The sequence below is a fragment of the Desulfolutivibrio sulfodismutans DSM 3696 genome, from assembly GCF_013376455.1.
Lineage (GTDB): Bacteria > Desulfobacterota > Desulfovibrionia > Desulfovibrionales > Desulfovibrionaceae > Desulfolutivibrio > Desulfolutivibrio sulfodismutans.
Map to the genome: position 1 here is coordinate 1,559,723 of NZ_CP045504.1, position 23,989 is coordinate 1,583,711.

Below are 23,989 nucleotides of genomic sequence, written 5' to 3' on the forward strand. Positions count from 1 at the left end.
GGGGCGGCCGACCGTGATGCCGTCGTGGAGAAGCCCCTGGCGGTCAAAGGCGGGTCGGGGGTGGAGAAGCCTCCGGCGGCCAAAGGGTTTCACCCTTTGGAAACCCGTCCCGGGTTCAGGCCGGTTGTCCGCCGCCGTCAGGGATTTTGCCGTCCCCGTCAGCCCCGGAATTCCCCGAGGCCCTGGCGCACCCCTCGTCGCGTAGCACCCGGCGCAGCAGCTTGCCCACCGCCGTACGCGGCAGCTCGTCACGAAATTCCATGTATTTCGGCACTTTGTAACCTGCCAGCCGCTCCCGAAGATAAGCCAGGAGTTCGGCCTTGGACGGGTTGTGCTCCGGCTCGGCCACCACGTAGATCTTCACCGCCTCGCCCCGGGAAGGATGGGAAACCCCCACGGCGCAGGCCTCCTTGACCGCCGGATGGTGCATGAGCGCCTCCTCGATCTCCCTGGGATAGACGTTGAAGCCGCCGCACAGGATGAGGTCTTTCTTGCGATCCAGGAGGAAATAATAGCCCTCGTCGTCCCGGATGGCCACATCCCCGGTCAACAGCCAGCCGTCCCGCAACACCTGCGCCGTGTCCTCGGGACGGTTCCAGTACCCGGCCATGACCTGCGGACCCCGCACAGCCAGTTCCCCCTGTTCCCCCGTGGCAAGCTCCATGGTCCCGGTCTCCATGTCCACGATCCTGGCCTCCGTGCCGGGAAAGGGCAGGCCGATGGAGCCGGATTTGCGCCGGGCCTCCAGGGGATTGACGTGGGTGATGGGCGAGGCCTCGGTCAGGCCGTAGCCCTCCAGGATCTTGGCCCCGGTTGCGGCCGTGAACCGCTCGTAAAGCTCTCCGGACATGGGGGCCGAGCCGGACACGCAGTAGCGGATGCTGCCCAGGGTCTCCCGGGCCGCGTCCTTTTGGCGCAAAAGCGCGGCATAGACCGCTGGCGCGCCAGGAAAGATGGTGGGCCGCGTCTTGGCGATGATTTTTATGGTCTGGGCCGGGATGAACCGGGCGAGGGGAACCATGGTCGCGGCGCAGGCCACGGCGAAATTGACGCACACGGTGAGCCCGTAGACATGGAAATAGGGCAAAAGCCCCAAAAACACCTCGGAAGTGATCCCCACCTCACGCAACACCGTATGGCACTGCCGCACGTTGGCCATGAGATTTCTGTGGGTGAGCATGGCCCCCTTGGCCTGCCCCGTGGTGCCGCCGGTATATTGCAGCACGGCCAGATCCACGCCGGGATCGATGTCCGTGGCGCTGGCGCGGGCCTTGCCCGCAAAAAGCGCCCGCCAGGGAAAGATCGTGTGGTTGTCCACGCCAATCGGCGGCCGTTTCCCCTCCCGGCGCATCTTCAGATAGAAAAGGAGGTTCAAGGGGAACCGCAGGCCGTCGCTTAGGCGGGTGACGAAGACCCGGGACAGCCCGAGTTCGCGCACCAGGGCGCGATGTTTGGCCCATAAGAGATCCAGGATGACCAGCATCTTCGCGCCGCTGTCGGCGAGCTGATGGCGCAGTTCGAAGTCCATGTACAGGGGGTTGACCATGACGCACACGCCCCCGGCCTTGAGCACGGCGAAATAGGTGATGATGGCCTGGGGAGAATTGGGGAGCATGACCGCCACCCGGTCGCCATTTTTAAGCCCCGCCCGGCGCAAGGCCGCCGCCCCGGTCTCGGCCAGGCGCAGGAGTTTGGCGTAGGAGACCCGGGCGTTGTGGAAAAGGATGGCCGTCCGCTTCGGATGCTCGGCGGCGGCCCGGTCCAGATGGGAAAAAAGGGGCGCATCAAGGCCTTCCAGAGACAGGGGCGGGAAGGCGTAGGCGTCTGCGGCGTGGTCTGGCGTGGTCGGCATGGGCGGCTGCGCTCCTTTGGCGGTGGCGAGGTGGACGCGTACGGGTCAACAGGGGGTATGTAAACGCCCGGGGCCCGGCGCGCAACAGGTCCATGCCGCCAGGGGTCGAAAAACGCCTCCCGCCCGCATCCCGCTTTCGGCGGCTTAAGCCCCTGCCCGGCGCACCCGAAGGCCTCGGATACCAGCCGCCAGATGCGCTCCAGGCCTCGTCCGGGGCCCGTTCCCGCCACAGCCCGACACCCGGCGAGTGGACAATATGCACGGCATGGCATAGAATTTTTGGTGTTTTCACTCCATGCCCACAGGATGCGCCCACGATGAAAGAGCCCCTGGCCACCCTCTCCTACGACGGCAAGACCGTCGATCTGCCGCTTGTCCGCAGCACCGAAGGCGACTGCGGCATCGACGTCACCTCCCTGCGCGCCAAGACCGGCTGGATCACCTTCGATCCGGGTTTCGCCAACACCGGGGCCTGCAAGTCGAGCATCACCCACATCGACGGCGAACGCGGCCTCCTGCGCTACCGGGGCTATCCCCTGGAGCAACTGGCCGAACGGGCCTCGTTCGTGGAAACGGCCATGCTGCTCATGTTCGGGGAGCTTCCGGCCCGGGACGAACTGGCGGAATTTCGGGGCATGCTGCGCGACCAGGAACTGTTGCACGAGGGCCTACTCAAGCACCTGGACGGATTTCCGCCGCTGGGGCAGCCCATGGCCATCCTCTCGGCCATGATCAACGCCCTGGGCAGCTATTATCCGGAGCTTTTGAACATCCGCACCGACGCCGAATACCGCCTGGCGGCGGCCAAGATCATGAGCAAGGTGCGCACCATTGCGGCTTTCAGCTTCCGCACGGCCGACGGGCTGCCGCTGATGTATCCCAACCCGCACATGGACTATTGCCGCAACTTCCTGCACATGATGTTCTCCGTGCCCTTTCGGCTCTACGAACCGCCTGCGCCCATCGTGCGGGCCCTGTCGCTTTTTTTCATCGCCCATGCCGACCACGGCCTGGACACCTCCTGCGCCACGGTACGCATGGTCGGCTCCTCCCAGGCCAACCTGTTCGCCTCCATCTCGGCCGCCATCTGCGCCCTGTGGGGACGGCTGCACGGCGGGGCCGGGGTCGGGGTCATGGAAATGCTCGAAGAGGTGCGCGGCGGCCGCATCACGACGCAGGGGCTTCTGGAGGAGGCCAAGGCCGGGCGGCGGCGGCTGATGGGCTTCGGACAACGGGTCTACAAGTGCTACGACCCCCGGGCGACGCTGATCCGCAAGGCCTACGAGAACCTCTTAAGCGCGGGCATGGCCCGGCGCGACCCCCTGTTCGACATCGCCCTGGACATTGAGGGCCAGGCCCAAAACGACGACTATTTCCTCGAACGGCGGCTTTTCCCCAATGTCAATTTCTATTCCGGGCTGCTGCTCAAAGCCATCAACATCCCCGTGCCCATGTTTCCGGTGATGATCGCCATCGGCAACATGCCCGGCTTCATCGCCCACTGGCACGAGGAGTGGAAGGACACGGAGATGAAGATCCACCGCCCCCGGCAGGTCTACACCGGCAAGAACCAGCGGGACTACACGCCCATGGACAAACGGTAGCCCGCCCCATGGCCATGATCCGGGGCGTGCGCCCCCTTTTTGCCGCCTGTTTTATGGCCATCGCCATCCTGGCGGCCACGCCTCGTCCCGTGGCGGCCCAGACCACGGAAGGCGACGACTGGAAGCTGGTTTTGCGCAAGAACCAGGAGGCGCTCATCCTCCAGGCCTCGCGCTTCAAGTCCATGGAGACGGTGCTTCCCCGGGTGCTGCGCGACTTCCGAAGCGAACTCTCGGCCCTGGAGGCCCTGCGCGACCAGTTGACGGTGATCACCTCCCTGACCACGGGAAACCCCTGGGAGCTTCGGGCCGTGTTGCACGGCCTGGATCGCCTGCGGGGCCGGGGGGACGCCCTGGTGGAGCCGTTTCGGGCCACCACCGAGGAGCTTGGCCGCATCTTCGAGCAGATCGAGACCCTTGAGGGCGAATTTTCCCGGCAGTCGGCGGACAAGCCCGAAGGCGAGGTGGGGCAGGCCATCGACTACTACCAGCGCTACGTGTCCGGGGTGAAAAAGGCCCTGACCCGGGTCAAGGGTTCCCTGGACCGCGAGCTTGGCCCGGCCATGCGGCTTCAGACCGGGATCGCGGAGATGGAGAAAAACGTCCGGGACCGCTTCTCCGGGGCCTGGAAGGATTTTTTTCTCACCCCTGCGCCCAGCGTGCTGAGCCTTGGCGCCTGGGCCGAACCCGGGCTCAAGATGGAGCTGTGGATGTCCTCCCTTGGGGCCTACCGCTCCTTTTTCTCCGGAGAGCAGACCACGTCCCCCTGGGACGGGCTGGCCAAACCGGCGGCCCTGGCCCTGGTGGCGCTTTTGGCCGCATCCGTGCTGTCGGGGCGCATCATCCGGCGCTTCCCGGGGCTGGCGGGGGCGCTCAAACTGCGCGGGGTGCTGCGTTTCGCAGGGCTTGGGCTGGCCTTTGCCTGGGCGGCGGCGGCCTCGCCGTTTCTGTTGTTCGAGGGCCTAAGCGTTGCGGCCGAGATCTTTTTCGCCGCCGCCCTGTTGTCCGTCTCCCGTTTTCTGGCCATCTTTCTGGGCGAACCCGGGGCCGACGACGCGCCAAATCCCCTGCGCCACCTTTTTTTTCTCTTCGCCTGCGGCCTGGCGCTGCGGGTGCTGGGACTGCCCAGCCCCTACTCCGAACTCATCTGGACGGCGCTGCTCCTTTTTTCGGCCGCCTCCGTCGCCCGCCGCCCCCCCCGGGACGACACCCCCGACCTGATCGCGCTTCTGACCACGGCCGACCGGTGGCTGTTCACCCTTTTGGCCCTGGCCGCCGTGGTGGGCTACGCCAACCTGTCGCATCTGGTGATTTCTGGATGGTTCCTGGCCCTGGCCTTTTTGCAATGCAGCCTGCGCCTCGGCCGCCTCATCACCCGCTGGCTGGACCGGGCCGAGGCGGCGGGCGTGTCCCTGTTCGCCCGTGGCGTCGTGGGCGGCCTGGTGGCCCCCCTGATCCACCTGGGGCTTTTTTTCCTGGCCCTGTACTGGTTTTGCACCCAGCTTGGCGGCCGCACGGTCTTTTTTGACATCCTCGACTTCAAAATCGGCTACCGGGACATCGGACTATCCGTCGGCCGACTGGCCCTTTTGGTGGTGGGTTTCCATGTGGCGCGCACGGCAGTGGCCGCCTTCAAGTCCTTTCTGCCCGAAGCGGCCAGGCTTCGCCCGGAATGGGACCAGGGCATCCTGGACGTGCTGTCCATTTCGGCCACCTATGCCGCCTGGGGCCTCTACGTCCTGTCCGGGCTTTTTCTTTTAGGCGCGAATTTCACCAGCCTGGCGGTGGTGGCCGGCGGCCTTTCCGTGGGCATCGGCTTTGGCCTGCAAAACATCGTCAACAACTTCATCTCCGGGCTGATCCTGCTTTTTGGCCGCTCCATCCAGGCCGGGGACACCATCCAGCTCGGCGAGACCTGGTGCCAGGTCAAAAAGGTGAACATCCGCAACACCGTGGTCCAGACCTTCGACAACGCCACCATCTTCGTGCCCAACTCCGACCTGATCACCGGCCAGATCGTCAACTGGACCCACAAGGACGCCCGGGTGCGCCGCGAGGTGGCCGTGGGCGTGGCCTACGGATCGGACACGGAAAAGGTCCGGGAACTGCTGTTCCGGGCGGCCGCCGAGCACCCCCGCGTGCTGTCCGAGCCCGCCCCCCTGGTGCAGTTCATCAATTTCGGGGAAAGCTCCCTGGACTTCAAGCTCATGTTCTGGGTGGCCGACGTGGCCCACGGCGTGTCCACGGCCTCGGAAATACGCTTTCTCATCGACCGCATCTTTCGGGAAGCGGGCATCTCCATCCCCTTCCCCCAACGGGAGGTCCGGGTGGTTTCCGGCCCCGGAGACGGCCCAAAGCCCGGGGGCAACGGGTATCCCGGCCTGGGACAGGCGCCGGACTGATCCATCCCGGCGGCAACGTCCGTTTTTTCCGGGGCGTGGACATGGGTTCCCTTTGCCGCAAGAGTCGGCTAGTATCACACCCGCTTCATCCCACTTGCAACGAGGCCGAAACATGTTTGGACGATCCTCGCGGAAAAAAGCCATCCGCCACGACGAAATCACCGCGTTTCTGGGGGCCGGAACCCAGTACAACGGCCAGTTCGACTTCCAGGGCACCGTGCGCATCGACGGCGGCGTCAACGGCGACATCACCTCCGACGGCACCTTGGTGCTCGGCGAGGAGGGATCCGTTGACGGGCGCATCCGGGTGGGCACGCTCATCTCCAACGGCCGCATCACGGGCGACGTGGAGGCCTCGATCCGGGTGACGTTCAACAAGACCGCCCGCATGGAAGGCAACATCTGCGCCCCGTCCATCGTCATTGAGGAGGGGGCGGTCATAAACGGCATGATGAGCATGGAATACGAACCCCGCACCCCGATACCGCAGCAGACTGGGGATGCGGGGCAGTGATCCGGCCCGGCCGTTTCCCGGCGCTTGCGCATTTCAGAAACTCCCGCTACATGGGGCAATCACCACGGCGCGTTCCGATGCTTTCTATCCCCGGACACCGCCACGCTCCGGCCGCCGCCGTGCGCCGGACGCCACACCGAAGGACGCTCCATGGGCCGATTCTATCTTGATGCCGAACATTTCCCCCTGGAAGACCAGATAAAGGGCCTAGCCGACGACGAACTCCTGGATTTCTGGGAAGAGACCCAGTTCGTGGAACGGGCCCTGGCCGACGTCGAGGACCAGATCCCCGAGGGCGGCCATGTGGAGTACGAACGGGTCATCCTGCGGGAGCTGATGCTGCGCACCTGCCTGCGCACCCTGGAACCCGGCCGCTGATCCAGCCGACCTCATCACCGTCCCCGCACCTTCCGCAGCATTTTGCCGCTTTTTTTCCGCCACCGTCTGGGTGTGACGCCCGCGCGCCGTGTCCCGCATACGAGACGCGGCCATGCCTATTCATACTTATTCTATAGACATTAGGAATGCCCTTTGCGCGATCCCGTGCCGATAATGAACCATTTTCTTCCCTTCGTCCTTGCACAGCTTTTTTTATCGTGTTATTTATTTCACAAATCTGGAAGCATGGAGGTAACATATGGCCGACTGCGAAATGATCGCCAAGTGTATTTTTTTCAACGACAAGATGGCCAACATGCCCGCTATGGCCGAAATGATGAAAAAGAAATACTGCCGCGGCGACAATACGAAATGCGCCAGATATCTGGTCTGCAAAAAGCTCGGCCGGGAAAAGGTTCCCGCCGACCTGTCCCCGGCCCAGACCGACCGGGCTCAGACCATCATGGCCTGATGCGCCGCCGCCCTGCACCGTAGGCCGCATGCAAAAAAAGCAAACGCCGCCCCCGGAGTGTCCGGAGGCGGCGCATTGTTATGGCGTATGGCGTTTTTCCGGCCTATTTGGGGTCCGGGCGGCCGATGCAATAGTAGACGAAGTTCAAAGCGGCCATGAGTTCGGGCGAATAGAGGTTCCGGCCATCAAAGACCACGGGCTCGGCCAGGGCCTTTTCAATGCGCGGGAAATCCGGATTGCGAAACTGGTTCCACTCCGTGACCACGGCCAGGGCGTCGGCCCCGTCCAGGGCCGCGTACTGCTCGTCCACCACGGCCAGGAGATCGTTCTCCGCGAAGTGGCGCTGGGTGTTGGGACCGGCGACCGGGTCGAAGGCCCGGATCTTCATGCCCTTGTCCGTCAGATCCCGAATCATCTCGAAGGCCGAGGCGTCGCGCACATCGTCGGTGTTGGCCTTGAACGCCAGGCCCCACAGGGCCAGGGTCTTGCCCGCAACCCCGCCGCGTACGGCGAAGTATTCCTCGATCTTGCGCGACAGCACGTGCTTTTGCCGGGCGTTGGCGTCATCCACGGAGGCCAGCACCCCGGGTTCGTAGCCGTACTGCCTGGCCGTGTCGATAAGCGCCTTGACGTCCTTGGGGAAGCACGACCCGCCGTAGCCGATGCCGGGATAGATGAACTGGTAGCCGATGCGGTGGTCGGAGCCGATGCCCACCCGCACCTCGCGCACGTCCGCGCCCACCAACTCGCACACATTGGCGATTTCGTTGATAAACGAGATCTTGGTGGCCAGCATGCAGTTGGCCGCATACTTGGTCATCTCCGCGCTGCGCACGCCCATGACGATGAGCTTGTCGCGGCTGCGGGCATAGGGTGCATACAGGGCCTTCAAAAGCTCGGCCGTGCGCACGTTGTCCGTGCCCACCACCACCCGGTCGGGCTTGAAGAAATCGTTGATCGCGTCGCCTTCCTTGAGAAATTCCGGATTGGACACCACATCGAACTCGATGTGTTCGCCGCGATTGCCGAGTTCCTCGTTCACCAGGGCGCGCACCTTGTCCGCCGTGCCCACGGGCACCGTGGATTTGTCCACGATGATCTTGTAGTCGCGCATGCCTGCCCCGATGTCCCGGGCCACCTGATAGACGTAGCTTAAGTCGCAGGAGCCGTCCTCTTTGGGCGGCGTTCCCACGGTGATGAACACGAACAGGGCGTTTTCCATGCCCTCGGCGATATTGGTTGTGAATTTCAGGCGTCCTTCGGAGGTGTTGCGCCGCACCAGTTCTTCCAACCCCGGCTCATAGATGTGAATGATGCCCTGGCGCAGATTCTCCACGATGCTGGGGTTGATGTCCACGCAGCAGACGTCGTTGCCCATTTCCGCAAAGCAGGCCGCACTGACCAGCCCTACGTATCCGGTCCCCACGATGCACAGATTCATGTGTCTTGCTCTTTGTTTCGAAGGTTGATGTCCAGGCCGAAACGGCCTTGGGACGGATTTTCGCCGCACGCGCGGTTACGCACATGTCCGCCGAGGGAAAAAACCGTGCTTCGCCATGTACAGGAATTGCACTCGCCGACACGGCCTTTACAACCCCCCGGGCCTCGCCTACACCGGAAAAAACGTATGCCGCCCATGGATTTCCCCCGGGGCGGCCCGTCATGCCGTCCGTGCGCCGCACAGGCGCGCAGTCGACGAGGTTCGTTGTCATCTGCAAGGAGAATACCATGCCGCATCTCGCCGTCAATGTCGATCACGTGGCCACCATCCGGCAGGCCCGCCTGGCCGCCGAACCCGATCCGGTCACGGCCGCCGCCCTGGCTGAAGTCTCCGGCGCGGCGGCGATCATCGTCCATCTGCGCGAGGACCGCAGGCACATTCAGGACCGGGATGTGGAAATCCTGCGGCGCACGGTCAAGACCCGGCTGCATCTGGAAATGGCCGCCACGCAGGAGATGGGGGGCATCGCCCGGCGCATCCTCCCCGACCTGGTGTGTCTGGTGCCGGAAAAACGCCGGGAGCTGACCACCGAGGGCGGCCTGGACGTGGCCGGACAAGAGGGCGCCCTGACCGCCTTCATCGTCCCCCTGGCCGCAGCGGGCATCGAGGTCAGCCTGTTCATCGACCCCGATCCGGCCCAGATCGCGGCGGCGGCCAGGACCGGGGCGGGCTACGTGGAGCTGCATACCGGAACCTACGCCGAGGCCAAGACCCCGGCCGCCCGGCAGATCGAATTCGACCGGCTTCTGGCCGCCCTGGATCAGGCCCGGGGCCTGGGCCTTCTGGTCAACATGGGGCACGGCCTGGACTATGCGAACATCATGGCCTTTGCCCGGGTGTCCGGGGTCAATGAATATTCCATCGGCCACGCCATCGTGGCCCGGGCGGTGATCACCGGCTTTCCCGAGGCCGTCTCGCGCATGGCGGACATCGTCTCCGGATTCGTCTCGTGAGGGGGGCGCGGACATGATCGTGGGACTGGGCCTGGACGTGGTGGAGCTCTCGCGCATTGCAAAGGCCCATGAACGTTTCGGCGAGGCCTTTGCGAAACGCATCCTGACGGCGGACGAAATGGCCGCCCGCACCGGCCGCGATCCCGTCCTGACCCTGGCCGGATGCTTTTCGGCCAAGGAGGCGGCGGTCAAGGCCCTGGGCACGGGGTTTGCCGACGGCATCACATTCCAGTGCCTTGAGGTGCTGCCCGACCCCCTGGGGCGTCCGGTCCTGCGCCTTTTCGGCCCGGCCGCCGCCCGGGCCCGGCAGATCGGGGCCACGGCCTTCCACGTCAGCCTGACCCACGACCGGGGCATGGCCGCCGCCGTGGTGGTGGCCGAGGGGCCGCCTCCGGCCCCCCGCATGGCCCAGGTGGCCTCGCCCTGCTCCGGCTGCGCCGGGGCCCCGGGCGGCCCGGACCTCCTGTCCCCCCTGCCGTCCTGCGGCCCGGACGCGGACCCCGGCCTGTGGCGCGGCCCGGGCGAACGCATCTTTCCCGATCCGGCCGCCAAACGACGCCATCCCGGCAGGCGTCCCCGGGGGCGATCCTCGTGAACACTCCCGCCGCACTGCCCCCAGGCAGCGTCGTCCACCTGCCCGCCCCGGCCGAGATGGCCGCCTGGGACGCGGCGGCCATGCAGGATTTCGGATTCCATCCCCATGTACTCATGGAGAACGCGTCCCGGGCGGCCTTCGCCGTGCTCGAAAAGGAGTACGGCCCCCTGGCCGGGGCCCGGGTCCACCTCTACGCCGGTCCCGGCCAAAACGGCGGCGATGCCCTGGCCCTGGCCCGGCTGCTGGCGGCGGCCGGGGCCAAGCCCCTGACGCTTCTGGCTCGCCCCAGATCCCGCTTCCGCAAATCCGCCGCCTACAACCTGCGTCTGGCGGAAAAGCTCGGCCTGCCCATCCGGCCCCTGTCCCGGGCCGGGCGCTCCATGGACGAACGCCCGGACATCCTCGTGGACGGACTGCTCGGCACGGGTTTTCGCGGCCCGCTTTCTCCGGATTTCGCGGCCTTTGTGGCGAAGATCAACGCCGCGTCGGGCAAAAGCCTCATTTTTTCCCTGGACATCCCCTCGGGCCTGGACGGATTGACCGGCCGCCCCGGCCCCGACGCCGTGCGGGCCACGGCCACGGCCACCTTCGAGGCCGCCAAGGCCGGACTTTTTCTGCCCCACGCCCGGCCCTTCACCGGCCGCCTGCATGTCTGCCCCATCGGCATCCCGGCCCAGATCAAGGCCGCCCATCCGGCCTCGTTTGCAGGCATCGCCCCGGGCATCATGGACCATGTCCCCGCCGCCTCGCCCCTCATGCACAAGGGCACGGCGGGCAAGGTCTTGGTCGGCGGCGGCAGCCCGGGGCTTTGCGGCGCGCCGCTTTTGTGCGCCATGGGGGCCATGCGGGCCGGGGCCGGACTGGTCACCGTGGCCTGCCCGGCCGGGATCGAGCCTGCGGTCAAGGCCGGTCGGCCGGAGATCATGACCGCCCCCCTGCCCGAGACCTCCCCGGGGGCGGGCTGGTCGGCGGACATGGCCGAGGCGGTACGCGACATGGCGACGGCGGCCGACGCCGTGGTCATCGGCCCGGGCCTTGGCCGCGGGGACGGGGGGGAGGCGTTTTTAGCCGGACTTTTTTCGCCCGGCCCCCTGTCCGTGCCCCTGGTGCTCGACGCCGACGCCCTGTTTTTCCTGGCCGATGTGCCGGACCTGGCGGCCCGGTTGGGGCCGCGCGCGGTGCTCACCCCGCATCCCGGCGAGATGGCCCGGCTTCTCAGGCTGTCCGTGGCCGAGGTGGAGGCCGACCGGCCCGGGGCGGCCCGGACCCTGGCGGCGCGCACCGGGGCCGTGGTCGTGCTCAAGGGACCGGGCACGGTCATCGTGGACGGTTCCCATGCGGGCTCGCCGGTCATCCTGTCGCCCCATGCCGCGCCAAACCTGGCCGTGGGCGGGTCCGGCGACGTGCTGGCCGGGGTTGTGGCCCGGCTTTTGGCCGCCGGGCGCTCCCCCTTGCTTGCGGCCTGCCTCGGGGTGTATTGGCATGGCCTTTGCGGGGAACGCCTTTCCCGGCGCTTCCCCCGGCGGGGGAACACGGCCGTGGACATCGCCGACGCCCTGCCCCGGGTGTTTCGCCACCCCCAACCATGAAAGAAGGACCAAGCATGCTCAAAGCCAAAGACGTCATGACCCGCGAGGTGATGACCGTCACCCCGGACACGGAAATATCCCAGGCCGCCCGCCTGCTTTTGGACAAGGGCATAAACGGCCTGCCGGTCGTCACCCCCCAGGGGGCGGTGGTGGGCATCCTGTGCCAGAGCGACCTGGTGGCCCAGCAGAAAAAGATCTCCCTGCCCTCGGTCTTCTCCCTGCTCGACGGATTCGTGCCCTTAAGCTCCATGAAGGATCTGGACCGGGAGATGGAAAAAATCACGGCCATGACCGTGGACTCGGCCATGACCCCCAAACCCGTCTGCGTCACCCCCGAGACCGGTGTGGACGAGGTGGCCACGCTCATGACCGACCGCAATTTCCACACCGTCCCGGTGGTGGACGGCGGAAAGCTCATGGGGGTCATCGGCATGCGCGACATCTTAAACGCCATCGTGAAATAGACGCCGCCCCATGCCTGCCGTCCCCACCGCCGTGGTTCTCGCGGAGGCCTCCCACACCGTGCGCCTGGGGGCCGTCGTGGGAACGGTCCTGAAAAACGCCCCGGGGGTGACCGTTGTGCTCTTGCGCGGCGACCTGGGATCGGGCAAAACCACCTTCATTCGCGGATTGGCCGAAAGCCTGCCCGGCGGCGACGAAGCCGAGGTGGCCAGCCCCAGTTTCAACCTGGTCAACATCTATCCCACCCAGCCGGAAGTGGTGCACATGGACCTCTACCGCCTGCACGGGGAAGAGGCCCGGGGGCTCTTCGAGGACAGCGCCGAATTCCCGGACGGACAGGCGTCCGGCATGACCGGCGGCCCAAGCCAGGCGGACACGGGGCGTGACCTTCCGGGGCGCATTCTGGCCGTGGAATGGGCCGAACATCTGCCCCAGGACTGCCTGGAACGCGACCATCTGGTCTTTTGTTTCAGGCCCGCTTTCGCGGGACGGATGGTGGAGATCAGCGCCCACGGCCCCGCGGGCGAGGCGCTTTTGTCCGACCTTGCGCCCCATCTGGAGACTTTTACGGGGACATTTTCCGGGGACGGCGGCCAAGGCCCCCCACCCGGCGACACGGACCCTCGGGACCGCGCCTGACGCGGCCCCGGCAACGCGGAGGAAGCATGCGTATATTGGTGCAAAAATACGGCGGCACGTCGGTTGCCGGGCTGGATCGCATGAAGCAGGTCGAGGCCCGGGTGAAAAAGGGCCTGGCGGAAGGCTTCAAGGTGGTGGTGGTGCTCTCGGCCATGTCCGGGGAGACCAACCGCCTTTTGGGTCTGGCCAGGCAGTGGTCCGCCAATCCGGACCTCTCCGAATGCGACGCCCTGGTGACCACGGGCGAGCAGGTCTCGGTAACCCTGTTCGCCATGCTGCTCAAAGACGCGGGCATCAAATGCCGCTCGGTCATGGGCTTCCAGATCCCCATCCTGACCAACAACAATTACGGCCGGGCCCGCATCCTGGAGATCGACAACGCCAAACTGCTGGACATGCTCAATGAGTTCGACGTGTTGGTGGTGGCCGGGTTCCAGGGGGTGAGCTGTCACGGGCGGCTGACGACGCTTGGGCGCGGCGGCTCGGACACCACGGGCGTGGCCCTGGCGGCGGCCCTTTCCGCCGACGTGTGCGAGATCTACACCGACGTCAAGGGCGTCTACACCACCGATCCCAACATGTGCTCCACGGCCCGCAAGCTGGACCGCATAAGCTATGACGAAATGCTGGAATTCTCCAGCATGGGGGCCAAGGTCTTGCAGATCAGGTCCGTGGAGTTCGCCAAGAAATACAATGTTCCTGTCCGGGTGCGTTCGACGTTCTGCGACGATCCCGGAACACTGGTCACCCAGGAGGATGAGCTGATGGAAGACGTGCTGGTTTCGGGCATCGCCTACGACAAGGATCAGTGCCGCATCACCGTATTCAACGTCATGGATTGTCCCGGCGTGGCCGCCGCCATCTTCAGCCCCATTTCCGATGCGGGCATCCTGGTGGACATGATCGTGCAGAACACCAGCCGCGACGGCCGTACGGACATGACCTTCACCGTCTCCCGGACCAATCTGGAAAAAACCCTGGAGATTTTATCCCGCGACAACAAGGACATCGGCGCGGTGGAAGTGCAGCACGATTTGAACGTGTGCAAGGTTTCGGTCATCGGCGTGGGCATGCGCAACCACTCGGGCGTGGCCTCCATGATGTTCACCTGTCTGCGCAACGAAAACATCAATATCCTCATGATCTCCACATCGGAAATCAAGATCACCTGTCTTATCGAGGAAAAGTATCTGGAACTGGCCGTACGCGCCCTGCACGACGCTTTCGGCCTGGACAGGGCGGGCGGTGACCGGGTCTGCTGATCAACGCTTGCAGATGCAGGCCGCACCCGGTACCATGTTAAAAAAACAGGGCGAAACGAGGACAGCGCGCCAGAACCGGGGAGAGACCGCCCGGTCGCGCTCTTCCGGTTGAAAGGACTGTGTTGTAACGCCGCAATCCCTTCCGTACCGCGTGCCGATGCACCCTTTTGTTTCAGGCTCTTTTTTTTAAACATGCTTTTTTTATACCGCACAGCGGAAAACGGCCCCTGCCGCCTCAGGTCGGGGCCGCCCGGCGGGCACACATCCTTTCACGTCCCGGCCCCCTCGGCCGGGACAGGGACGTAAAGCAGGCCATGGACAGGATCGACATCTACGATACCACGTTGCGCGACGGCACCCAGGCCGAGGACATCAACCTGACCACCGAGGACAAGATCCGGGTGGCGGCCAAGCTCGATGAACTGGGAGTGGCCTACATCGAGGGCGGCTGGCCGGGATCGAACCCCACGGACAAGCGGTTTTTCAAGGAGATTCGCAACTACGACTTAAAAACCGCCAAGGTGGCGGCCTTTGGCAGCACCCACAATCCCAAGGCCACCCCGGATGCCGATCCCAACCTCAAGGCCCTCCTGGCCGCCGAAACCGAGGTGCTGACCATCTTCGGCAAGTGCTGGGGCATCCACGTCACCGAGGCCCTGCGCACCACCCTGGAACGCAATCTGGAAATCATCGCCGGTTCCCTGGCCTATCTTCGCCCCCATGCCCGGGAGCTTTTTTTCGACGCCGAGCATTTCTTCGACGGCTTCAAGGCCGACCCCGACTACGCCCTGGCCGCCCTGGCCACGGCGCACAAGGCCGGGGCCGACGCCCTTGTCCTGTGCGACACCAACGGCGGCACCCTGCCCCACGACCTGGGCGAGATGGTGCGCGCCGTACGAGCCGCCCTGCCAGGGGCCGTTCTCGGCATCCACCCCCACAACGACTCTGGGCTGGCCGTGGCCAACGCCCTGGAGGGCGTGCGCCAGGGCGCGACCCATGTGCAGGGAACCGTCAACGGCTACGGCGAACGCTGCGGCAACGCCAACCTGTGCGCCATCATCCCCAACCTGGAGCTCAAGTTCGGCCGGTCCTGCCTGCCGGAAGGCCGTCTGCCGCTCCTGGCCCCGACAGCCACCTTTGTGGCCGAGGTGGCCAACCTGGCCCCGTTCTCCCGGCAACCCTACGTGGGAGATTCGGCCTTCGCCCACAAGGGGGGGGTGCATGTCAGCGCCGTGGCCCGCAATCCCCTGACCTACGAACACATTGATCCCGCCCTGGTGGGCAACCGGCGGCGGGTGCTGTTGTCCGACCTCTCGGGGCAAAGCAACATCCTGTTCAAAGCCCGGGAATACGGCTTCGAACTGGACAAAAACGATCCCTTCGTGCTGGAGCTTTTGACCACCATCAAGGAACGCGAGAGCAAGGGCTACGAATATTCGGCGGCCGAGGCCTCCTACGAGCTTCTGCTCAACCGGGTGTTGGGCCGGGCCCGCTCCTATTTCACGCCGATCCATTACCGCATCCTGGACGATCAGGCCTTCACCCGCGACGAACTGACCACCGAGGCCACGGTGATGATCAAGGTGGGCGGCAGTCTCAAGCATACCGCCTCCACCGGCCGGGGGCCGGTCAACGCCCTGGACCGGGCGCTGCGCAAGGCCCTCCGGGGTTTTTATCCGCGTATAAGCGAGATGCGCCTGTTGGATTTCAAGGTGCGGGTGTTGACCTCGGCCAATCGCGAGGAATCGGGCACGGCGTCGTACGTGCGGGTGCTGTGCCAGTCCGGGGATCAGAACCGGCGCTGGACCACGGTGGGGGTGTCCCACAACGTCATTGAGGCCAGTTGGCAGGCGTTGGAAGACTCCATCAATTACAAGCTGTTCATCGACGACAAGGACAAGTTGACCCGGGCGCTCCGGGGTTGAGGCAGAGCGGCGGTGCGAGTCGTCCAGCACCGCTGCGGCTGCGGTTAGAAAAACAGGATTCAGGGGGCGACGCCCCGAATGCCGGATGGGGCGTTCGGGGCGCTTCCACAGGGACGAGACATGGGCGCCATCCGTTTTCTCTTGGCCATTACCGTGGTCATCAACCACACCGGGCCGCTGTTCGGACTGGTTTTTACCGACGCCTATATTGCGATCAAGATTTTCTTTATCATCTCGGGTTTTTACATGTCTCTCATCCTGAGGGAAAAGTACGTTGGCCCCGGAAGCTACCGCCTGTTCATCACCAACCGGCTCCTGCGCCTGTTCCCGGCCTACTGGGCCATCCTGGCCCTGGCCGTGACGGTTTCCCTCTTTTTCCGGACATTTCTCGACTCATCGCTGTTGCTTGGCCCCTGGTTTGCTCGGCAGGAATTCCTCAACCCCCTCACCGCCGCCACCCTGATCCTGGCCAATCTGTCCATCTTCGGCCAGGACATCCTCTTCTTCATGGGGCTGGCCAAGGGAACCGGGGCTCTGTATTTCGACTCCAACGCCCTGCTTTCCCCCCAACCGGCCTGGTTTTTCCTCCTGATTCCCCAGGCCTGGACCCTCTCCCTGGAGCTCATCTTCTACCTCCTGGCCCCGTTTCTGGTGCGCCGCAGGCTGGCGTTGCTGCTGCTTTTGGCAGGGGCGAGTTTCGCCGTGCGCTATTATATCTATCGCGTGGAGCTGCCCATCGACCCCTGGGAGCAACGATTCTTCCCGGCCGAATTCGGGTTCTTCATCCTGGGCATCCTGTGCCACCGCTTCTATGCCCGGATCACCACCCGGGGCATGCGGCCCTGGCTCCCCCAGGCGGTGACCTTGAGCTTTCTCGGCTATCTGGCCATCTACCAGTTTCTCCCCGGCGGATTCGCCAAGGAGCTTCTCACGTACGCCCTGGCCATTTTCGCGCTCCCCTACGCCTTCGTATTCACCAAGTATGTGGGCTGGGACCGCACCATCGGCGAACTTTCCTATCCCATCTACATCTCGCACTGGCTGATCATCGTCGTGGTGCGCTACTTCTATCCCCAGTCCATGCTCCCCATCCTGTCCGTGGTGGTTTCTGTGGCCTTCTGCTTCGCCTTCAACGTCTTTTTTTCGGAGCGCATCGAGCGCTACCGGCAAAAACGCGTCCTGGCCGCAAGCTGACCCCCCCTGCCGCCTCGTCCACCCCTTTCCATCGCCCGGGGCTTGGGCTAGGGTATGGCCATCGTTTCACAATCCCAACGTTCAAACCCACGGGAGTTGTATATGGCCAAGATCGAGACGATTCTCTGCGCCCTGGATTTTTCCGAAGTCAGCCCCAAGGTGGCGGATTATGCGCGGCTTCTGACCGACGCCTTCGGGGCCAAACTGGTGGTGTTGTACGTGGCCCCCTCGCTCAACCAATATGTGGAGTTCCACGTCCAGGCCAGCTACATCGACAACTTCGTCCAGGGCATCGTGACCGGGGCCACGGAGACCATGGACGCCTTCTTGAAGGAACATTTCCCGGGACAAAACGTGGAAGGCCGGGTGGCCACGGGATATGCGGCCGAAGAAATCCTCAACGCCGCCAAGGACGTCAGGGCCGACCTGATCGTGTTGGGCACCCACGGCCGCAAGGGCATCGACAAGATCCTTTTCGGCTCCGTGGCCGAAAAGGTCATCAAAAGCGCTGTGGTTCCGGTCATGAGCATGCGTCCGGACCCGGAGAAATAACCCCCCCGGGGCGATCCGCCGCTTTGTCACCGCCGGGAGACCGGCGGTTTTTTTTGGTTCCGGGCCTGACCGGGGCGACATTCGCAAAAACGGTCAAGCGGCGTCCCTCGCGACCTGCTATCACCGCATCCATGGAGACACGTGTGGCACGAGACGACTACCGGAAGCGCATCAACCGGGTTTTGGCCTGTATGGAAGGCAACCTGGACGCGCTGCCCTCCCTGGACCATCTGGCCGGGCTGGCCCACTATTCGCCGCACCATTTCCACCGGGTGTTCACCGGCATGGTGGGGGAATCCCTGGCTGCCTACGCCAGACGGCTGCGCCTGGAGCGGGCGGCCATGCTTTTGGCCCGCACGGCCCGGCCGGTGACGGACATCGCGCTTGGCAGCGGCTACGACAGCCATGAGGCCTTCACCCGGGCCTTCAGGGCCCATTTCGGCGTCTCGCCCAGCGCCTACCGGGAGGCCGCCCGCCGGGGGCTGCCCCTGCCCGCATGCCCCGTGCCTCCGCCCACACCACAAGGAGACATCGCCATGGACGCAAAAATCGTTTTCTTCCCTGTTACGAAGGTGGCCTACGTGCGCCACGTGGGCCCTTACGCAGGCTGCCATGCGGCCTGGGAAACCCTGTGCGGATGGGCCGGGCCCAAGGGACTGCTCGGGCCGCAGACCCGGGTCATCGGGGTCTGCCACGACGACCCCGAGGTCACGCCGCCGGAAAAAATCCGCTACGATGCCTGCCTCACCGTGGGCGAAGGGGTGACGGCCGAGGGACCGGTGGGGGTCATGGACATCGGCGGCGGGGACTATGCCATGGCCCTGCACGAAGGGCCGTATTCCGGGCTGCACCAAAGCTACGCCACCCTGTGCGGCGTGGAGTTGCCGAAGCTTTCGCGGGAACCGGGCTACGCCCCGAGTTTTGAAATCTACGTGAACGATCCGACCACCACGCCGCCCAAGGATCTGCGCACGGAGATCTACATCCCGCTGCTGCCCAAGGCGTAATCCGCCCGAGAACGGAGAAACGGCCGGTGGCGCGAGCCCCCGGCCGCATGCCGCGCCCCTGGCACATCGCCTTTCCGTACCCTGCCATGCTCCGAAAGCCTCGCTGGCCACATCGCCACGCCTGGCATACGGCGGCGAGGGTTTGGCCTGCCGCCCAACCATGTCATCATATGTGTTGACAAAAGAACGTCACCATCTATGATGAATCCATGAACAGCGCGGAACTGAAGCGGTGGCTGGCCAAGCAAGGTTGCACCTTCGAGTCGCACCGTGGCGGGTCCGGTCATCTGACCGTCGTTCTCGGAGACAAGACGGCGCAGTTGCCCATGCACGGCCAGGGCAAGGAACTCGGAACGGGACTGGTCACAAGCATCCTGAAGCAACTCGGATTAAAATAGGAGAACGGCATGCTCATCTATCACGTCACCCTGACGCCGGATGACAATGGCGCCATACTCGTCGCCTGCCCTGATCTGCCCGAGGTGGCCACCTTCGGTGAGGATGGGCAAGACGCGCTTGGCTACGCCGTGGGGGCCATTGAAGAGGCCCTGGCGGCGCGGATAGCCCACAAAAAAGACATCCCTCTGCCGCAGAAGGAGTCGATGGGGCTTGAGACCGTGCGCCTGTCCACCCAGACAGGCCTCAAGGTGCTGCTCTATGCGACTATGCGAAAGCTGGGCGTCACCAAGGCGGAACTGGCTCGGCGCATGGGCATCGCCCGGCAGCACGCCGACCGGCTCCTGGATCTCAACCACGCCTCCCGTCTGGACGCGCTGGATGCCGCATTTCTGGCGCTGGGGCAGGAAGTGGCGATTTCTTTGCGCAGTCCGCAGGCGGCCTAGCCCTCCGAAGTCTCTCACGCTCCACGCAACACGCTCCCCGCAGCTTTGCCTGGAATAGAAAACGGCCGGTAGGCGCAAGCCCCCGGCCGTTTTATGGCTTGAAACCGCATTCGCGTTCATTCAAACGACAAAACCAGCTTCTTCCCCATCACGGCGGCAACCCGGTCCAGACTTTTTAAGCTCGGCCAATGCGCGGGGTCTTCCAGACGCCGCGCCGAGGGCCAGGAGGTGCCCAGGGCGCGGGCCACCTCGGCCAGGGACCGAGTACCGCGTGCGAACCGCACCAGAAGCGCCGCCTGGACCTTGGCGTCCGGGGCCACGGCATCCGCGTCCGGGGAGACTGCCTCCGGTCGCGGGATGTCATGCCCATTCTCGAGCTTGAAGGCCAGCATGCCCGACAAGGCCTCGATCGCATTGCACAGGGCCTCGTCGCGGGTCGGGCCTTCGGAGAAGACATCATCGAAATCCGGGAAACGGACGAAGAAGCCTCCTCCCGCCTCGGGTTCGAGCACCACGGGATACCGTATGTCCATGTGCGCAACTCCTATTTCAAATCCACGCCGGTTTGGCGTGCGATGGCGGCGAGGAGGCCGGGGCCAATATCCCTGGCGCCATGCACCGGAACCGGGACGGCGCGGCCGTCCTTGGCCATGATATGGTGGCTTCCGGAAATCCGGTCCAGTTTCCACCCGGCGGCTTTGAGCCGACGGAGCACGTCCTTTCCGTTCATAATAAATATATCCGGAATGATCTATCGTCAACGATTCATTTTGACTTCCCCGTCCCGCCAGGCATGGCCGAGACGAAGAGAGTGTGTTCCTCGCGGCGCAGGCGCGCCGACAGGGCGCGCCCGTTCATGGCCGTTCCCCGGCAAACGCCACGGCCGAAGACTTTCGCCTCCGGCCGTAGAAAACATCCCGCTCCCGGACGAACTTACAGCGCCTTGATGGTCTCGATCAGAAGCGACGTCACCTTTTCGGCGTTTTCCTTGAAGATGTGCACGATCTCGTCCCAGGTCACGGGCGGCTCGTCGGTCTTCCAGCAATCATAGTCCGTGGACATGGCCACGGCCGCATACGGCGTCCCGGCCTCGGCCGCCAGGCCGCATTCCGTGGAGATGCTCATGTTGATGACGTCGGCCCCCCACAGGCGGAACATGTTGGACTCGGCCCGGGTGGAGAAGCGCGGCCCCTCGATGGTCACCACCGTCCCCCGCTCGTGATGCCGGTAGCCGAGCTTTTTGCATCCGGCGATGAGCACCTCGCGCAGTTTCGGGGTGAACGGCTCGGCCATGGGGGTGTGCAGGGGCTCGTGGGGCTTGAAGTGATCGTGGAAGGACAGGCGGCGAAGCCGGGTAAAATCGATGAACTGGTCCAGGATGACCAGATCGCCGCGCCGGATTTCCTCGCGAAGCGATCCCACGGCAGTGGTGGCCAGGATGGCCGCGCACCCGGCCTCCTTAAGCGCCCAGATGTTGGCCCGGTAGTTGACCTGGGTGGGAGGGGCGGTGTGCTGGCGGCCATGCCGGGCCAGAAGCGCCACCTCTCGCCCGGCGATTGTGCCCACCCGCAGGGTGGAGTTGGGCGGCCCGTAGGGGGTGTCCATCTCCAGGTCCGTGGCGTTTTCCAGGATGTGGGGATCATCCAGGCCGCTGCCGCCGATGATGCCGATGCGCATGGGTTTTCCTTTGTCTTTCCCGCCCCTGTCGCGGCGGCCAGGCCGCGAGGACAGGGCGGACGGTCAATTGAAGATGCCCCGGGACGCCTTTTTGCGCTGCCGATCAGGCGCAGGAGGGCTTTTTGTCCGGCGTGCCCACATGCACCACGCTTTGCACGCTGTAGCCGTTCAGGCTGTCCTTTCCGTTTAAGAAATCCAGCTCCACCAAAACGCCCACCCCTGCGATTTCGGCCCCGAAGGTCTCCACAAGCTTCAAAACGCCCTTGAGCGTGCCGCCGGTGGCCAGGAGGTCGTCCACCACCAGCACCTTCTCGCCCCTAAGCACGGCGTCCTCATGCATACACAGGGTGTCGGTGCCGTACTCCAGGTCGTAGGTCACGCTCTGGGTCTTGTAGGGCAGCTTGCCGGGCTTGCGCACGGGCACGAATCCGATGCGCATCTTGTAGGCCAGGGCCGCGCCGAAAATAAATCCCCTGGCCTCGGCGGCCACGATTTTGGTGGGGTTGGCGTCGGCGAACCGGGCGGCCATCATGTCCACGGCGTGATGAAAGGCCTTGCCGTCGCCCAAAAGCGGCGTGATGTCCAAAAAAACAATGCCTTCCTTGGGGAAGTCGTAGATTTCACGAAGCAATGCGCGCAGATCCATGCTGCCTCCTTGTTCGGGGAACGTGCCACACAACCTTTGCGCTCCTATCGGGTTTGCCGCAACCCGTCAAGAATACGCCCGATTGCATCCCGGCGGGCAGCCGCGTAAGAGTCGGCCCATGAGAAACGATGCCCCCTTGCCCACCCCCTGCGACACCCTGGTCACCGCTTCCCACATCCTCACCCAGAACGCCGCCCGGGAGATCGTGACGGACGGGGCCGTGGCCATATCCGGCGGCCGCATCGCCGCCGTGGGCCCGCGCGCCGAACTGGCCGCCGCCTACGCACCCGCCGAAACGGTTTCCATGGGCCAGGCCTTGATCCTGCCCGGTCTGGTCAACGCCCACACCCACGCGGCCATGACGCTTTTTCGGGGCCTGGCCGACGATCTGCCCATCGCCGACTGGCTGCACAACCACATCTGGCCCGTGGAACGCCTGCTCACCCCCGAGGCCGTGTACCTGGGATCGCTTGTGGCCTGCGCCGAGATGCTGGCCAGCGGAACCACCTGCTTCGCGGATCTCTATTTTTTCTCCGACCAGACCGCCCGGGCCGCCGACGCCTTCGGCATGCGGGCCGTGGTCGGCGAGGGCGTGCTCGACTTCCCCACCCCCTCGGCCAAAACCCCGGCCGAGGCCCTGGACCTCTCCCGCGCCCTCTTCGATCATCTGCGCGGCCACCCGCGCCTGTCGGCCATGGTGGTGGCCCATTCGCCCTACGCCGCCTCGGACGCCACCCTCGCCGCCTGCGCCGACCTGGCCCGGCGGGAAAACGCCGTCTTCACCCTGCACGCCGCCGAGGGCGTCACGGAAAACGCCGACAGCCTGAAAAAAACCGGCAAACGGGTCATCCCCCATCTGCATTCCCTGGGGATTTTGGGGGAAAACTGCCTGCTCGCCCACTGCGTGCATACCGACGCCGCCGACCTGGACATCCTGGCCGCGACCGGAACCCGGGTGGCCCACTGCCCCAGAAGCAACGCCAAGCTCGCCTCGGGCACGGCCCCGGTCCCGGCCATGCGGCAACGGGGCATCCCCGTGGGCCTGGGCACGGACGGGGCGGCCAGCAACAACACCCTGAACCTTTTCGCCGAAATGAACGGCGCCAGCCTGACCTGCAAACTGGCCACCGGCGACCCCACGGCCTTCCCGGCCCGGGCCGCCCTGGACGCGGCCACCCTTTCCGGCGCAGTCTGCCTGGGCATCCCGGACATCGGGGCCATCGTCCCGGGCGGCCACGCCGACCTGGCGGTCCTGTCGCTTGCCCGGCCGAACATGGTCCCCTTTTTCGACGCGCCCTCCCAGGTCGTCTACGCCGCCTCCGGGGCCGAAGTGGTCCTGACCATGGCGGCAGGCCGCGTGGTCTACCGGGATGGCCGGTTCCCGGACATGGACGTTGCGGCCCTTTTCCGGGAGGCCCGGGACATGGCCGTGAGCCTGGCTGCAAAACGGCCTTGACAAGTCCGGTCAAATGAATAAAAGGGCCTGTTTCTCGCACAGACACGAAACAGACAGCAACGGACGCCCCGCGCGTCATTTTGCATGGAGGAAACCCATGTCCGCCCAGACCATCACCGTCAACGGCATCGAATGCCACCCCATCGTCGAGAAATGCCAGGGCTGCGAACGCACCAAGGAAGTGGACGGCGTCAAGTACTGCGCCAGCTATCCTCTGCCCGAACGCAAGTGGGCCCAGAAGGTGTGCAATTTCGCCACCCACATGAAGCTTGAGATCGACAAGGGCGGCAAGGTCAACGTCAACCCCTTGAAGGCATCCAAGCGCGCCGCTCGCGGCCGGTAGCCCACGCTTCGGGACTGCGGTTTCGGAAATGCCTCCGGCGGCCAAAGGGGCACGGCCCCTTTGGAATCCCCGACCGGGGAAAACCCTGTGCTTCGCCGTGTGGCCCGAGGGCGGCCCGCGCGCAGCA

The 23,989-nt window shown here is 65.0% G+C and carries 24 protein-coding genes and 1 pseudogene; 19 read left to right on the forward strand and 6 right to left on the reverse strand.

Going from position 1 to position 23,989, the window contains the following annotated elements:
* Nucleotides 1-115: 115 nt before the first annotated feature.
* On the reverse strand, nt 116-1,852 hold the full coding sequence (locus GD606_RS07495) for a long-chain-fatty-acid--CoA ligase (protein ID WP_163300197.1): 1,737 nt from the start codon (nt 1,850-1,852) through the stop codon (nt 116-118).
* Nucleotides 1,853-2,169: 317 nt separating this feature from the next.
* Here GD606_RS07495 and GD606_RS07500 point away from each other — a divergent pair, with 317 nt between their 5' ends.
* The 5 genes from GD606_RS07500 to GD606_RS07520 all read left to right on the forward strand — a co-directional run bounded on the left by GD606_RS07500 (nt 2,170) and on the right by GD606_RS07520 (nt 7,219).
* Entirely contained in the window at nt 2,170-3,456 is a 1,287-nt protein-coding gene (locus tag GD606_RS07500; protein WP_163300198.1) for a citrate/2-methylcitrate synthase, read from the forward strand.
* Nucleotides 3,457-3,464: 8 nt separating this feature from the next.
* Nucleotides 3,465-5,855 (forward strand): mechanosensitive ion channel family protein, encoded by a 2,391-nt coding sequence (locus GD606_RS07505; RefSeq protein WP_163300199.1) that lies wholly within the window; start codon nt 3,465-3,467, stop codon nt 5,853-5,855.
* A 112-nt stretch (nt 5,856-5,967) separates the two neighbouring features.
* Nucleotides 5,968-6,369 carry a bactofilin family protein gene (locus tag GD606_RS07510; RefSeq protein WP_163300200.1) on the forward strand — a complete coding sequence of 134 codons (402 nt, stop codon included), beginning with the start codon at nt 5,968-5,970 and terminating at the stop codon, nt 6,367-6,369.
* Nucleotides 6,370-6,519: 150 nt separating this feature from the next.
* Complete coding sequence (locus GD606_RS07515) at nt 6,520-6,747, forward strand: hypothetical protein (RefSeq protein ID WP_163300201.1); 228 nt, start codon at nt 6,520-6,522, stop codon at nt 6,745-6,747.
* A gap of 259 nt (nt 6,748-7,006) precedes the next feature.
* Nucleotides 7,007-7,219, forward strand: coding sequence for a hypothetical protein (locus GD606_RS07520; protein ID WP_163300202.1), 213 nt, complete (start codon nt 7,007-7,009; stop codon nt 7,217-7,219).
* A gap of 103 nt (nt 7,220-7,322) precedes the next feature.
* On the opposite strand, the gene GD606_RS07525 is transcribed toward GD606_RS07520, so the two are convergent.
* The gene (locus GD606_RS07525; protein WP_163300203.1) at nt 7,323-8,660 is read right to left on the reverse strand and encodes a UDP-glucose dehydrogenase family protein; all 1,338 of its coding nucleotides are present in this window, start codon (nt 8,658-8,660) and stop codon (nt 7,323-7,325) included.
* Between the two features lie 287 nt (nt 8,661-8,947).
* On the opposite strand from GD606_RS07525, the gene GD606_RS07530 reads away from it, so the two are divergent.
* The 12 genes and pseudogenes from GD606_RS07530 to GD606_RS07585 all read left to right on the forward strand — a co-directional run bounded on the left by GD606_RS07530 (nt 8,948) and on the right by GD606_RS07585 (nt 19,740).
* Nucleotides 8,948-9,673, forward strand: coding sequence for a pyridoxine 5'-phosphate synthase (locus GD606_RS07530; protein WP_163300204.1), 726 nt, complete (start codon nt 8,948-8,950; stop codon nt 9,671-9,673).
* Nucleotides 9,674-9,686: 13 nt separating this feature from the next.
* Nucleotides 9,687-10,055, forward strand: a pseudogene (gene acpS / locus GD606_RS20480) (holo-ACP synthase); the annotation flags it as partial.
* Between the two features lie 209 nt (nt 10,056-10,264).
* Nucleotides 10,265-11,857 carry an NAD(P)H-hydrate dehydratase gene (locus GD606_RS07540; RefSeq protein ID WP_309550394.1) on the forward strand — a complete coding sequence of 531 codons (1,593 nt, stop codon included), beginning with the start codon at nt 10,265-10,267 and terminating at the stop codon, nt 11,855-11,857.
* 14 nt (nt 11,858-11,871) lie between these two features.
* Entirely contained in the window at nt 11,872-12,321 is a 450-nt protein-coding gene (locus GD606_RS07545) for a CBS domain-containing protein (RefSeq protein WP_163300206.1), read from the forward strand.
* Nucleotides 12,322-12,331: 10 nt separating this feature from the next.
* Nucleotides 12,332-12,958, forward strand: a complete 627-nt coding sequence (gene tsaE / locus GD606_RS07550) for a tRNA (adenosine(37)-N6)-threonylcarbamoyltransferase complex ATPase subunit type 1 TsaE (protein WP_163300207.1) — start codon at nt 12,332-12,334, stop codon at nt 12,956-12,958.
* Nucleotides 12,959-12,984: 26 nt separating this feature from the next.
* Nucleotides 12,985-14,220, forward strand: a complete 1,236-nt coding sequence (locus GD606_RS07555) for an aspartate kinase (protein ID WP_163300208.1) — start codon at nt 12,985-12,987, stop codon at nt 14,218-14,220.
* 314 nt (nt 14,221-14,534) lie between these two features.
* Nucleotides 14,535-16,145 (forward strand): citramalate synthase, encoded by a 1,611-nt coding sequence (gene cimA, locus GD606_RS07560; RefSeq protein WP_163300209.1) that lies wholly within the window; start codon nt 14,535-14,537, stop codon nt 16,143-16,145.
* 120 nt (nt 16,146-16,265) lie between these two features.
* A complete protein-coding gene (locus GD606_RS07565) occupies nt 16,266-17,339 on the forward strand; it encodes an acyltransferase family protein (RefSeq protein WP_163300210.1) in 1,074 nt (357 codons plus the stop codon).
* A gap of 102 nt (nt 17,340-17,441) precedes the next feature.
* Nucleotides 17,442-17,891, forward strand: a complete 450-nt coding sequence (locus GD606_RS07570) for a universal stress protein (protein WP_163300211.1) — start codon at nt 17,442-17,444, stop codon at nt 17,889-17,891.
* 143 nt (nt 17,892-18,034) lie between these two features.
* Complete coding sequence (locus GD606_RS07575) at nt 18,035-18,898, forward strand: AraC family transcriptional regulator (RefSeq protein WP_246299009.1); 864 nt, start codon at nt 18,035-18,037, stop codon at nt 18,896-18,898.
* 209 nt (nt 18,899-19,107) lie between these two features.
* Nucleotides 19,108-19,296 carry a type II toxin-antitoxin system HicA family toxin gene (locus GD606_RS07580; protein ID WP_163300213.1) on the forward strand — a complete coding sequence of 63 codons (189 nt, stop codon included), beginning with the start codon at nt 19,108-19,110 and terminating at the stop codon, nt 19,294-19,296.
* Between the two features lie 9 nt (nt 19,297-19,305).
* Nucleotides 19,306-19,740, forward strand: coding sequence for a type II toxin-antitoxin system HicB family antitoxin (locus tag GD606_RS07585; RefSeq protein ID WP_163300214.1), 435 nt, complete (start codon nt 19,306-19,308; stop codon nt 19,738-19,740).
* A gap of 116 nt (nt 19,741-19,856) precedes the next feature.
* Here the strand turns inward: GD606_RS07585 and GD606_RS07590 are convergent, their stop codons facing one another.
* The 4 genes from GD606_RS07590 to GD606_RS07605 all read right to left on the reverse strand — a co-directional run bounded on the left by GD606_RS07590 (nt 19,857) and on the right by GD606_RS07605 (nt 22,063).
* On the reverse strand, nt 19,857-20,273 hold the full coding sequence (locus GD606_RS07590) for a type II toxin-antitoxin system HicB family antitoxin (protein WP_163300215.1): 417 nt from the start codon (nt 20,271-20,273) through the stop codon (nt 19,857-19,859).
* Nucleotides 20,274-20,284: 11 nt separating this feature from the next.
* The gene (locus tag GD606_RS07595) at nt 20,285-20,470 is read right to left on the reverse strand and encodes a type II toxin-antitoxin system HicA family toxin (protein WP_163300216.1); all 186 of its coding nucleotides are present in this window, start codon (nt 20,468-20,470) and stop codon (nt 20,285-20,287) included.
* 203 nt (nt 20,471-20,673) lie between these two features.
* Nucleotides 20,674-21,417, reverse strand: coding sequence for an S-methyl-5'-thioadenosine phosphorylase (gene mtnP / locus GD606_RS07600; RefSeq protein WP_163300217.1), 744 nt, complete (start codon nt 21,415-21,417; stop codon nt 20,674-20,676).
* 103 nt (nt 21,418-21,520) lie between these two features.
* Nucleotides 21,521-22,063, reverse strand: coding sequence for an adenine phosphoribosyltransferase (locus GD606_RS07605; RefSeq protein WP_163300218.1), 543 nt, complete (start codon nt 22,061-22,063; stop codon nt 21,521-21,523).
* 118 nt (nt 22,064-22,181) lie between these two features.
* Between GD606_RS07605 and GD606_RS07610 the strand changes: the two genes are divergently transcribed.
* Nucleotides 22,182-23,519 carry an amidohydrolase gene (locus GD606_RS07610; protein WP_246299011.1) on the forward strand — a complete coding sequence of 446 codons (1,338 nt, stop codon included), beginning with the start codon at nt 22,182-22,184 and terminating at the stop codon, nt 23,517-23,519.
* Between the two features lie 97 nt (nt 23,520-23,616).
* A complete protein-coding gene (locus GD606_RS07615) occupies nt 23,617-23,862 on the forward strand; it encodes a PxxKW family cysteine-rich protein (RefSeq protein WP_163300219.1) in 246 nt (81 codons plus the stop codon).
* Nucleotides 23,863-23,989 lie beyond the last annotated feature (127 nt).

Coding starts and splice junctions, on each gene's coding strand:
- GD606_RS07495 (WP_163300197.1), bottom strand. CDS start 1,852: ATGCCGACCACGCCAGACCACGCCGCAGACGCCTACGCCTTCCCGCCC.
- GD606_RS07500 (WP_163300198.1), top strand. CDS start 2,170: ATGAAAGAGCCCCTGGCCACCCTCTCCTACGACGGCAAGACCGTCGAT.
- GD606_RS07505 (WP_163300199.1), top strand. CDS start 3,465: ATGGCCATGATCCGGGGCGTGCGCCCCCTTTTTGCCGCCTGTTTTATG.
- GD606_RS07510 (WP_163300200.1), top strand. CDS start 5,968: ATGTTTGGACGATCCTCGCGGAAAAAAGCCATCCGCCACGACGAAATC.
- GD606_RS07515 (WP_163300201.1), top strand. CDS start 6,520: ATGGGCCGATTCTATCTTGATGCCGAACATTTCCCCCTGGAAGACCAG.
- GD606_RS07520 (WP_163300202.1), top strand. CDS start 7,007: ATGGCCGACTGCGAAATGATCGCCAAGTGTATTTTTTTCAACGACAAG.
- GD606_RS07525 (WP_163300203.1), bottom strand. CDS start 8,660: ATGAATCTGTGCATCGTGGGGACCGGATACGTAGGGCTGGTCAGTGCG.
- GD606_RS07530 (WP_163300204.1), top strand. CDS start 8,948: ATGCCGCATCTCGCCGTCAATGTCGATCACGTGGCCACCATCCGGCAG.
- GD606_RS07545 (WP_163300206.1), top strand. CDS start 11,872: ATGCTCAAAGCCAAAGACGTCATGACCCGCGAGGTGATGACCGTCACC.
- tsaE (WP_163300207.1), top strand. CDS start 12,332: ATGCCTGCCGTCCCCACCGCCGTGGTTCTCGCGGAGGCCTCCCACACC.
- GD606_RS07555 (WP_163300208.1), top strand. CDS start 12,985: ATGCGTATATTGGTGCAAAAATACGGCGGCACGTCGGTTGCCGGGCTG.
- cimA (WP_163300209.1), top strand. CDS start 14,535: ATGGACAGGATCGACATCTACGATACCACGTTGCGCGACGGCACCCAG.
- GD606_RS07565 (WP_163300210.1), top strand. CDS start 16,266: ATGGGCGCCATCCGTTTTCTCTTGGCCATTACCGTGGTCATCAACCAC.
- GD606_RS07570 (WP_163300211.1), top strand. CDS start 17,442: ATGGCCAAGATCGAGACGATTCTCTGCGCCCTGGATTTTTCCGAAGTC.
- GD606_RS07580 (WP_163300213.1), top strand. CDS start 19,108: ATGAACAGCGCGGAACTGAAGCGGTGGCTGGCCAAGCAAGGTTGCACC.
- GD606_RS07585 (WP_163300214.1), top strand. CDS start 19,306: ATGCTCATCTATCACGTCACCCTGACGCCGGATGACAATGGCGCCATA.
- GD606_RS07590 (WP_163300215.1), bottom strand. CDS start 20,273: ATGGACATACGGTATCCCGTGGTGCTCGAACCCGAGGCGGGAGGAGGC.
- GD606_RS07595 (WP_163300216.1), bottom strand. CDS start 20,470: ATGAACGGAAAGGACGTGCTCCGTCGGCTCAAAGCCGCCGGGTGGAAA.
- mtnP (WP_163300217.1), bottom strand. CDS start 21,417: ATGCGCATCGGCATCATCGGCGGCAGCGGCCTGGATGATCCCCACATC.
- GD606_RS07605 (WP_163300218.1), bottom strand. CDS start 22,063: ATGGATCTGCGCGCATTGCTTCGTGAAATCTACGACTTCCCCAAGGAA.
- GD606_RS07610 (WP_246299011.1), top strand. CDS start 22,182: ATGAGAAACGATGCCCCCTTGCCCACCCCCTGCGACACCCTGGTCACC.
- GD606_RS07615 (WP_163300219.1), top strand. CDS start 23,617: ATGTCCGCCCAGACCATCACCGTCAACGGCATCGAATGCCACCCCATC.